At 58.4% G+C, this 9585-nt stretch carries 9 protein-coding genes; 5 read left to right on the top strand and 4 right to left on the bottom strand.

Annotated features, from left to right (window positions below; genetic code table 11):
* Positions 1–185 precede the first annotated feature (185 nt).
* Together L810_RS39460 and L810_RS39455 are read right to left on the bottom strand one after the other, a co-directional pair.
* A complete protein-coding gene (locus tag L810_RS39460; protein WP_012431279.1) occupies positions 186–1064 on the bottom strand; it encodes an IclR family transcriptional regulator in 879 nt (292 codons plus the stop codon).
* Positions 1065–1204: 140 nt separating this feature from the next.
* On the bottom strand, positions 1205–1963 hold the full coding sequence (locus L810_RS39455; protein WP_021163732.1) for an amidohydrolase family protein: 759 nt from the start codon (positions 1961–1963) through the stop codon (positions 1205–1207).
* 349 nt (positions 1964–2312) lie between these two features.
* Here L810_RS39455 and L810_RS39450 point away from each other — a divergent pair, with 349 nt between their 5' ends.
* The 5 genes from L810_RS39450 to L810_RS48200 all read left to right on the top strand — a co-directional run bounded on the left by L810_RS39450 (position 2313) and on the right by L810_RS48200 (position 6932).
* Positions 2313–3650 carry an acyclic terpene utilization AtuA family protein gene (locus tag L810_RS39450; protein WP_012431277.1) on the top strand — a complete coding sequence of 446 codons (1338 nt, stop codon included), beginning with the start codon at positions 2313–2315 and terminating at the stop codon, positions 3648–3650.
* Positions 3647–3973, top strand: coding sequence for an AtuA-related protein (locus L810_RS39445; protein WP_012431276.1), 327 nt, complete (start codon positions 3647–3649; stop codon positions 3971–3973). The genes L810_RS39450 and L810_RS39445 overlap by 4 nt, the downstream gene beginning before the upstream one ends.
* A gap of 38 nt (positions 3974–4011) precedes the next feature.
* Positions 4012–5394, top strand: coding sequence for an MFS transporter (locus L810_RS39440; RefSeq protein ID WP_012431275.1), 1383 nt, complete (start codon positions 4012–4014; stop codon positions 5392–5394).
* A 236-nt stretch (positions 5395–5630) separates the two neighbouring features.
* A complete protein-coding gene (locus L810_RS39435) occupies positions 5631–6719 on the top strand; it encodes a porin (protein WP_012431274.1) in 1089 nt (362 codons plus the stop codon).
* A 75-nt stretch (positions 6720–6794) separates the two neighbouring features.
* Entirely contained in the window at positions 6795–6932 is a 138-nt protein-coding gene (locus tag L810_RS48200; RefSeq protein ID WP_370689605.1) for an integrase core domain-containing protein, read from the top strand.
* Between the two features lie 511 nt (positions 6933–7443).
* Here the strand turns inward: L810_RS48200 and L810_RS39430 are convergent.
* A complete protein-coding gene (locus L810_RS39430) occupies positions 7444–8508 on the bottom strand; it encodes an HD domain-containing phosphohydrolase (protein WP_012431273.1) in 1065 nt (354 codons plus the stop codon).
* A partial coding sequence (locus tag L810_RS39425) for an ATP-binding response regulator (protein WP_218921752.1) occupies positions 8492–9585 on the bottom strand: 1094 nt, incomplete at its 5' end. The genes L810_RS39425 and L810_RS39430, both read right to left, overlap by 17 nt.

The following is a 9585-nucleotide window of genomic DNA, read 5'->3' as shown; positions in this document are numbered from 1 at the left end:
TGCGCTTAAATTCGCGCTTACCCTGCTCTCGATGCTCAAGATTGCGGAGAGTGAGGCAAACTCCGTCGAGTTAGGATGCGGCCAAGTTCAGACGTGTTGCGGCTGGATGGGGTTGATGCTTTTGTGATGGGCCGCCGCAGTCACCTCTGAAGGCGGCTCGTCGGCGGTTGCAGTGAACGACACCTTTACCCAATTGCCTGAGTCTTCTCTGCATGGGCAGCATCTCCGTCGACATCGTCCGCATTTTGGAGCTTGCTAGGGTAACTCCCTTTGTAGCCAAGTTTTCGGGAAATTTCTTCTCCCGCATGTTTGACCAAATCGCACAGGCCAGACTCAAGGGGGCGCAGACGGTATGTAGGACCTGTGACACTCACGCCGGCGAGCATGTGACCCGCCTGATTCCAGATTGGAGCCGATATTCCGCTCATGCCTTCGAACATGCTCTCGTGCGAAATTGAGACACCAGCGTCCCGAATCCGGCTCAGTTCATCCATCAGCTCAGGAACGGTTGAAATGGTCTGTGGCGTAAAGACCTCGAGTGGTTTTCGCTGCAGATACCTTTCTGTCCACTGCGCTGGCTGGTAAGCCAACAGAAGCTTGCCGATAGAACTGGAATGCAGCGGGCGACGCAGGCCGACAGAAAGCGAGAATCTGACCGCCTTACGTGTTTCGATAATTTCGATGGTCTCGGCCAACTCTTCGTCCTGAGCGAGGATGCCCAATTGAACGGTTTCTCCCGTTTCGGCGAACAGGGCCTGTAGCGACGGTCGAGCCGACGGAAGAAAGCGTTCTTTCGCCAGGATTGCCGTAGCAATCGCATACGTTTCGCTTCCCAGCCTGTACGCGCCCGACACATTGACAACATAGTTTGCCGCTTCCAGGGAACGCAACAGGGTGAGCAAGCTTGTTTTCGGTAGATGCGTCAGAGCGGCAAGCCTGGAGAGCGACAGGCCGTTCGCACTGGTCGCAAGCTCATAGATGATTTGCAGCACCCGAGCCGGCGAGCGCGTCGTCTCATATTGCTTCCGCGAGGAGGTGGTCTCAACGTCGACCGGTTCGTCCATTGTCATGTCCTGGCGTGCTTGGGAAAACGTGATAGTAACGCGGCGAGTAACTATCAAATGGTAGTCGTTGACGAGTGGCGTGAAGACTAGGCCCTGAGGTGGCGACGCGCCGTGGGCCTTACTCCGGCCTCCTGCGGTCACTAGCATCGAAAGTAAAGCTCGGCAGGGTTGTCTACCAATATTCGCTGAATCGTGGCTGAATCCTGTGCCCACGTCGCCAATCGGTCTAGCAGCTTCCCGTCGTCGGGCACATCTTCTTCATACGAGACGTGCGGCCAATCGCTCCCCCAAAGGACGCGTTCAGGATTCGCATCGACCAGTTGCCGCGCCCGTGCGTTGTCCGGAGAAAAGCGCCATGCGGATAGCTTTACCCAGGCTTTGCCGCTAGCGAGCAGGTCCAGCAACGTCCGGAACCCCCGCGAACTGATGGGACTTTCCTTATAGACGTGTGCCATATGGTCGAAGACGACAGGCACCGGCAAGCGATGCAACTGCTCTGCCAGTTCTTCCACGTCATCAGAATCGACGAAGAGCTGCAGGTGCCAGCCGAAATCGCGGATACGCGATGCCATCTCCGCAATCTGCTCGGTGCTCGTCCCACCGGCAACCACGCGCTGCAGCCTGACGCCCCGTGCACCTCGGGCATGCATATCGGCGAGGGTTGCCTCATCGACATCCGGTTCTACCACGACAACCGCACGTGCATGCTCGCCCATGCGCTCGGTCGAGTCCAAGGTGCACGCGTTGTCCTTCGCAAAGAAGCTCGGTTGAACAATCACGTTGCGCTCGATGCCCGTCGCCCGCTTCATTTCCAGATAGTCGGCGAATGTCGACTCCGGCGGTTCGAGTGAGCGCGTCTCGCGCAATGGATATCTGTCGAACGGCCCGACGATATGCATGTGTGAGTCGCACGCACCTGCCGGAATGGGGAAACCGGGACGCGACGTGTCTCTGCGTGCACCCAGTGGATTCGCCCGGGGAGGCGTTCGGTTGGCTGTCATTTTTCAGTCCCTTCGCGGTCAGGCCGACCACAGTCGAGCCTGCATTGATGGTGTGCGGATGCTGAACGGTCGTCTCCTTTTTCAGCAGGTACAGCAGTCTGCTGGCCCGACTCAATGCTAGTCGTTCCGAATTTACACGTCAAATCCGATATGAGAACAAAACTGCTTGACTTCGTCGCGACTCCGGCCTTTAATGTTCCGAAAGCAGAACGATAAAATATTTTCGGAACAAATCTAGGAGGCAACCATGGCTGGAAGCACCGTGCGCATCGGCGCCGGAGCGGGCTTCGCTGGCGACCGTATTGACCCGGCGCGCGACCTGGCAGAGCGAGGCAATCTCGACTTTCTCGTCTTCGAGTGTCTGGCAGAACGGACGCTTGCTTATGGACATCTCGCAAGGTCCCAAGACCCAAATAAGGGCTACAACCCGCGCCTCGAAAAGCGCCTCGCTGCTGTTCTGCAGGCGTGTGTTCGGGGTGGCACGACTATCGTCACGAATATGGGTGTCGCGAACCCGCGTGCCGCGGGCGCTCTCGCAGTGGACCTCGCGCGCCGCATGGGATTGAAAATCCGCGTGGCAATCGTCGAAGGCGATGACGTCACCAGTCAGATTTCGGACCAAACCTTCCTTCCCGAAATCGGTAAAACGGTCGGAGAAGCGGGACTGCGAATGGTTGGGGCGAATGCGTATCTCGGCGCGGAAGCCATCATCCCGGCGCTCGATACAGAACCACACATCGTCATCACCGGACGGGTGGCCGACCCTTCGCTTTTCCTTGCGCCAATCGCGCACCGCAATGGCTGGAAACTCGACGACTGGATGACACTCGGTGCAGGCACGGTGGTCGGGCATCTGCTCGAATGCACATCGCAGGTAACGGGTGGATATTTCGCTGACCCGCCATACAAGGAAGTGCCCAACCTTGCCTATGTCGGCTTTCCGTTGGCGGAAGTACAGCCTGACGGGAGTTGCATCATCACGAAGCTCGACGGCACGGGAGGGTTTGTCAACGAACTCACAGTGAAGGAGCAGTTGCTCTACGAAGTACACGACCCTCGTGCTTACCTCACCCCGGACGTCACAGCTGATTTCACGAACGTGCAAATCGAAGTGGCGGGCAAAGACCGGGTGGCTGTTCGCGGTGGCATCGGGCGCGAACGTCCTGCTCAACTGAAGACAATTGTCGGCTTCGACGGTGGCTTTCTGGCTGAGGCTGGCATCAGCTACGCCGGTCCCGGCGCAGAGAACCGTGCCCGACTGGCGGCCTCCATTATCGAAGAGCGCATGCGCAATCTCCATGGGTGCGCGGACAAGATTCGTCTGGACCTGATTGGTATCAACTCGCTGCATGCGACCGCCATTCAGCGTGAGGCCATCACTCAGGATGTTCGGGTGCGCGCTGCGATGCGCACGACGGACCGCGAGATGGCTGAAACCTTGTTATCGGAAGTCGAAAGTCTGTGGGTGTCAGGTCCGGCTGGTGGCGGAGGCTATCGCGGCAACATCGACTCCTCGGTGAAAACCCACGCTGTTTTTGTCAATCGCGACGCGATTGAGACCAAAGTTGAGGTCTTGCAGTCATGAAGAAAACTGTTCCGCTCAGAGAAGTCGCGTCGGCTCGTACCGGTGACAAGGGAAATGTGTCGTGCATCTCGGTCTGGCCTTATGACCCGAAGCATTACGACGACATCAAGGCCTCGCTAACCGCAGAACGGGTATCGGCCGCCTACCCGGACCTGTTCCGAGGGGAGGTCAAACGATACGAGATACCTGCGCTTCACGGATTCAACTTTGTGATTCGCGACGCGCTGGAGGGCGGTGTAAACGCCTCGTTGAATCTTGATTTTCACGGTAAATCGTTCAGCTTCCTGCTACTTGCCTTGACCGTAGAAGTCACAGCAGACTAGCTCAGTCGAGCTTCCTAAAACAAATTCAGGAGACAAACATGTCGGATTCGGTTTATGCCGCTCCGAGGCTCGACAGGCTGCCATTGAGTGGTTTTCACTGGCGTCTGTTCCTCCTCATCGGCGGCGGTCTTTTCCTCGATGCCTTCGACGTTTATCTGGGCGGCGTAGTCACCGGCTCGCTTCTCAAGACTGGCTGGTCCACGCTTGAGATGAACGCATGGTTCACCACGATGACGTTCGCGGGGCTTACGGTGGGCGCCTGGAGTGCGGGTGAGCTTGGCGACCGGTTTGGGCGCAGGTTTTCCTATCAGGTGAATCTAATCATCTTCGGTGGCGCGTCGCTTGCTGCGACGCTCGCGCCGAACATGTACTGGCTCATCGCGCTGCGATTCATCATGGGCATCGGGATGGGGGCAGAGATTGTTATCTCGTACGGCATGTTGTCGGAGTTCGTACCGCCCCGTTATAGAGGCCGACTCCTGGCTGCCTTGTCCCTGTTCGCGAACTCCGCAGTTCTTATTGCTTCGTTGACCAGTCTGTGGATTATTCCGAACTTCGGGTGGCGTTACATGTTCGCCATCGTCGGGGTCGCGGCAATCGTCATCTGGCTGCTGCGAAAGAAGATGCCAGAGTCGCCGAGATGGCTTGTCAGTCAGGGCAGATATGCCGAAGCCGAAGCGGTGCTGCAGTCGATTGAGGCAGACATCTCACGCAATCATGAGCTCGACGACTTCGTGCGGGAGCAGCCGGTAAAGCCACAGCACGTTCCCATCGGTGTCCTCTTCAGGTCACCTGTCGTGTGGCGGACGCTGGTCGGCTCGCTGATTATGGTCACTATCGGCTACAGCGTTTATGGTCTGATTAACTGGCTCCCATCCTTCTTCGTGCGTCAGGGTTTCGACATCGTCAAGTCGTTGTCGTACAGCACCGTGATGTCGTTGGGCGCGCCGGCGGGAACAATCATCGGCATTTTCCTCGCCGACCGCGTGGGCCGTCGGCCCGCAATTATCGGTGCCGCACTGGTGACAGCGGCGATGGGCTTGTTCTATCAGCACGCTGCTTCGAACACGATGCTCCTGGTAGCCGGGCTCTGTCTTATTTGCGGCATCTACGTCCTCGTCGCGGTAGGGCAAGGCGCTTATGTTCCGGAACTCTTCGCAACGTCTTATCGCCTCAGAGGTAGTGGCGTATGCGGCACGGCTGGGCGGGCGGCCAGCGCACTTTGCCAGTTCTTCGTCCTGTGGCTCTTCACCATGGGCGGCGTCAACATGGTAGTCGCGTCGGTCGTTGCCATTCAAGTACTGCTTGCCGTTGCAGTTTGGGCGCTTCGCATCGAGACAAGCGGCGTGGGTCTCGACCATATGCCCGACGATTTGGAACATACCGCCGGTCAGCCGAGGATTGCCGACATTGGTCACTGAAGTCTCCCGCAACGTCGCACCACCCTGACGCTGCGTCTTGCGAGACGCAGCGTCCCTGAAAACACCGGAATCTTATCTCTCAATAAGATATTCAACGCTTCACATCAATTAGTACAACGATATTAAATTGGAGACTTTTCGTGAAAATATATTCAAATAAAGCGCATGCTCAGTCCGAGCGTTCACTTACATCGGGGTACCGGCGTAGAGGTATCGGAAAACTAGCAGGATTGTCGATGGTCGGCATTGTCGGCTTGCATGCGCATGCCGCGTGGAGTCAGTCAGCCGTAACTCTGTACGGGGTCATCGACGAGGCAATCCGCTACGACAACCATCAGACACGCGACGGCGGCCATAACATCACCATGGGTACGGGCGGCGCGCTCCTTGGAAGCAGGTGGGGGCTGCGTGGTACCGAAGATTTGGGCGGCGGCAGCAAAGCGATATTTGTGCTGGAATCTGGTTTCGTTGCGAACACGGGCGCACTTGCGTTCTCGACGCCGGGAGGGCAGCAGCGTCTGTTCGGACGACAAGCATTCGTCGGGTTTTCACACCAAGGATTGGGCACGGTAACTTTCGGTCGGCAATACGCCCTCGCCTATCTGATGGGGTCCGCGCATGACGTATTTGGGTTCGCCAATTACGCAGCAACGTGGGGATTTCAATCTGCCGGCCTAGTGGGCGGTGCGCGTCTCGATAACACTGTTCAATACACATCCGACAAGCTTTTTGGGTTCACGGTAAGTGGCGCCTACACGTTTGGCGGTGTAGCGGGCGATATACATCGCTATTCCTCGCCGGCCGTCAGTTTGAGCTACGACGTTGGTCCTTTGAACATTGGCGCGGTGTATCAGCAGGTCAACAACATTGGCGGAGCAACGCCAGCTAGCACGCAGTACGGCAATACCTATTTCGGCATCGCCATTCCGGACAGCTCTCAAAAGATTGCGATGGTGGGTGCGACCTATGCGCTTGCCCAAGCCAAAATCTACGCGCAATACATCTTCAGTCACGTCTATCCGGCTGATTATCGCAATGACTCGTTCTCGGTAGGCGCATCCTATCTGTTCACGCCGTCCATAGAGTTGCGTGGTGCCGCCTATGTCGACATCCTGCATCATGCAGATGGCGAAGGTACGCGCGTCACGGCAGGCCCGATTCTTCTTTACCATCTGTCCAAGCGGACAGATTTGTACTCCGGCGTCAATTACAATCATCTCACCGGTCAGTGGACCAAACTTGCTTCGACTTCTGGCTTTACCCAATCCTTTAATGGATACAACTCTCTGTTCGAGGGCGTCGTCGGCATGATTCACCGGTTCTAATTCGAGCAAATCGCTGAACTAAGCGCACCCAGCTTTCAGCATTGTGACGGTAGGCTATATGGGCCGGTCCTCGCTGTGTCGCCCATCTGGACGTGCAAGCCATTGGAAAACGGCTATATTGAGTGTCTCAGCGGGCGCTTCCCGGATGAATGCTTGAACGAGCACTGGTTTGTATCCATGCGTCATGCCAGAAGCTTGATTGAATTGTGGTGAATCGAGTACAACACCGAGCGGCCCTATAGCTCGCTCGGCTATCTGTTGCGAGAGCAGTTCGCTCGGACGCATGACCCAGCCCAGGAGTCTTTAACCCACAACTCTAACTGCGGCTGGGACGAAAACGGGAGGCAGCTCAATCCGCTCTCGGCAGACGCATGATTCCTCTAGGAATTTCTCGCCTTCGCAGGTAAGGATGGATTGTGTAGCGACTTCTAATCCGAATTTCCACGGAGCGGATCGTCGGCGTCAGCCAGCCGGGGGCGGGCCGGGTTAAAGGGTTTGCAGTGCGCGGCAGACCGAAGTCCATGATCAAACCATGAGAATTGTTACGTGTCAGGATTTGCCCGTCCGGCAGACGAAGCAACGCGTACCGGTCTATCGGCAGCGAACGGTCTCCGGTTGATGCCCGGGGTCCTGTCTTGACAATCTTTAACGTTTCACCGGACGCGCACGCCTGTCGGGGGCATTGGCCGCGGGTTGCCAGTGCCCGCGCCTGATTGCAGCCCTGTCACGGGGCAACGGAATCGGAATAGCTTTCCTGGATGGCCAGAATATCGTCCAGCGCCTTCATGAACACCTCGACCACGGTCGGGTCGAAATGACTGCCCGAATGGTCGCGAATGTAGGCAACGGCTTCGTCGCGCGGCCACGCCGGCTTGTACGGGCGAGCCGAAACGAGCGCATCGAACACGTCGGCCACGCCCACGATGCGTGCGGCCTGCGGAATGGCCTCGCCCGCGAGACCCTGGGGATAGCCGCTGCCATCCCATTTCTCATGGTGCGCCAGAGCGATCTGACGCGCCATGGTCATCAACGCCGAGTCGTCGCCGCCCAGCAGTTCGGCTCCGATGGCCGGATGCTGCTGCATGATCTTCCACTCCCCGGCGTCCAGTTTTCCGGGCTTGAGCAGGACCGCGTCAGGAATGCCGATCTTGCCGATATCATGCATCGGGCTGGCGTGCAGCATCAATTCGACGTCGGCTTCGCTCCAGCCGAGATGGCGGGCCAGCAGCGCGGCAGTATGGCTCATGCGCAGGATATGGCGGCCGGTCTCGTTATCCCGGTACTCGGCGGCGCGGCCGAGACGGCGCACCATCTGCAGCCGGGTTTCGAGCAGTTCGCGGGTGCGGGCCTGAACCCGCTTTTCGAGCACGTCGTTATGCTCGTGCATCAGGCGGTGGGCAAGGTGGGCGTCGAGCAGATTGCGCACGCGCATCAGGAGCTCGCTGCGGTCGAACGGTTTGCCGACGAAATCCCGCGCCCCCGCCGCCAGCGCCTTGAGCAGCCTTTCGCGGCCGTGCTCCGCCGTCAGCACGACGATGGGCGGCAGCAGCGGGTCGTCCAATGCCTTGAGCTGGGCCATGACCTGATAGCCGTCGAGATGCGGCATGTTGATATCCAGCAGGATCAGGTCGGGGCGAATTTCCTGATAGGCACGCAAAACCTGGCGTGGGTCCTGCACACAGGTCAGACGAAAATAGCCCTCGCTGCCGAGCAGCTTTTCCAGCAGCTTGAGATTGGCTGGCTCGTCGTCAACGACAAGAATGTGCGCGTCATCATGTTTGAGCGTCATTGCTGCGTTTCTCCATCACGCCCGGCAGATGGGCATCAATGCTGGCGAGGAAACGCCCGATGTCGAGAGGCTTGGTCAGGTAATCGGCGAAGCCTGCGGCGATGCCCCGTTCGATGTCGCGGGGCATGGCGTTGGCCGACACCGCGATCACGGGCACATGCCGCAGCTGGAGGTGTGACTTGAATACCTCCAGCACCTGGTAGCCGTCCATGTCGGGCAGGTTGATGTCCAGCAGGATCAGGTCAGGTTGATGCGAAAGCGCGAACTCGATGCCCATCTCGGGCGCGTACATGGTGACCAGACGGATGTGGCGTAGCTTGTCCAGAATCTGGGTGACCAGTTTGAGATTGACCGGGTTGTCATCGATGTACAGGATGTAATGCTCACCCTGCCTTGCCGTCACTGGCGCAACACCGGAATCATTGGCCAGCAGGGACAGCGGCGCCGGTTGCGACGACAGCTGTGCCAGAGGTAGTTCCACCCAGAAGCGGCTGCCTTTGCCGGGCTCGCTTTCAACACCGATCCGTCCGCCCATCGCTTCGGTCAGTTTGCGGGTGATAACGAGGCCGATGCCGGTCCCTTCGACCGAAGCGTGGTCTGCGCCCAGCCGGCTGAAAGGCTGGAACAGTTCGCCCAGGCGTTCGGCGCAAATGCCCGCCCCGGTGTCGGCAACGGCGATGCGCAGCCGCGAGCCATCGGGCTCGACTATGACGCGGACCTCGCCCGAGGGATGGTTGTACTTGATGCCATTGGACAACAGGTTCAGCACGATCTGCTTCAGGCGCTGGTTGTCGGCACATGCGGCAGCACGTTCGGGTATCTCCAGGTGCAGGTCGATCTCCCGGCTCGTCGCCAGCGGCTGCACGAGCTGTGCGCAGTCCCGGATGAGCGTCGACACATCCACCGTCTCCAGCGAGAGGGTCGTTTTGCCGGACTCGATGCTGGCCAGATCGAGCACTTCATTGATGAGGCCCAGCAGATGGTGCCCCGCCTTGAGGATTTCTGCGATGCTGTCGAGCTGGTCCGTGCTCAACCCGTCATCCATCTCCAGTATCGTAAGCACCCGGTCACGACCGT

This window comes from Burkholderia sp. AU4i, from assembly GCF_000466765.1.
GTDB classification, from domain to species: domain Bacteria; phylum Pseudomonadota; class Gammaproteobacteria; order Burkholderiales; family Burkholderiaceae; genus Burkholderia; species Burkholderia cepacia.
This window is presented reverse-complemented; position numbering and strand designations above follow the sequence as displayed.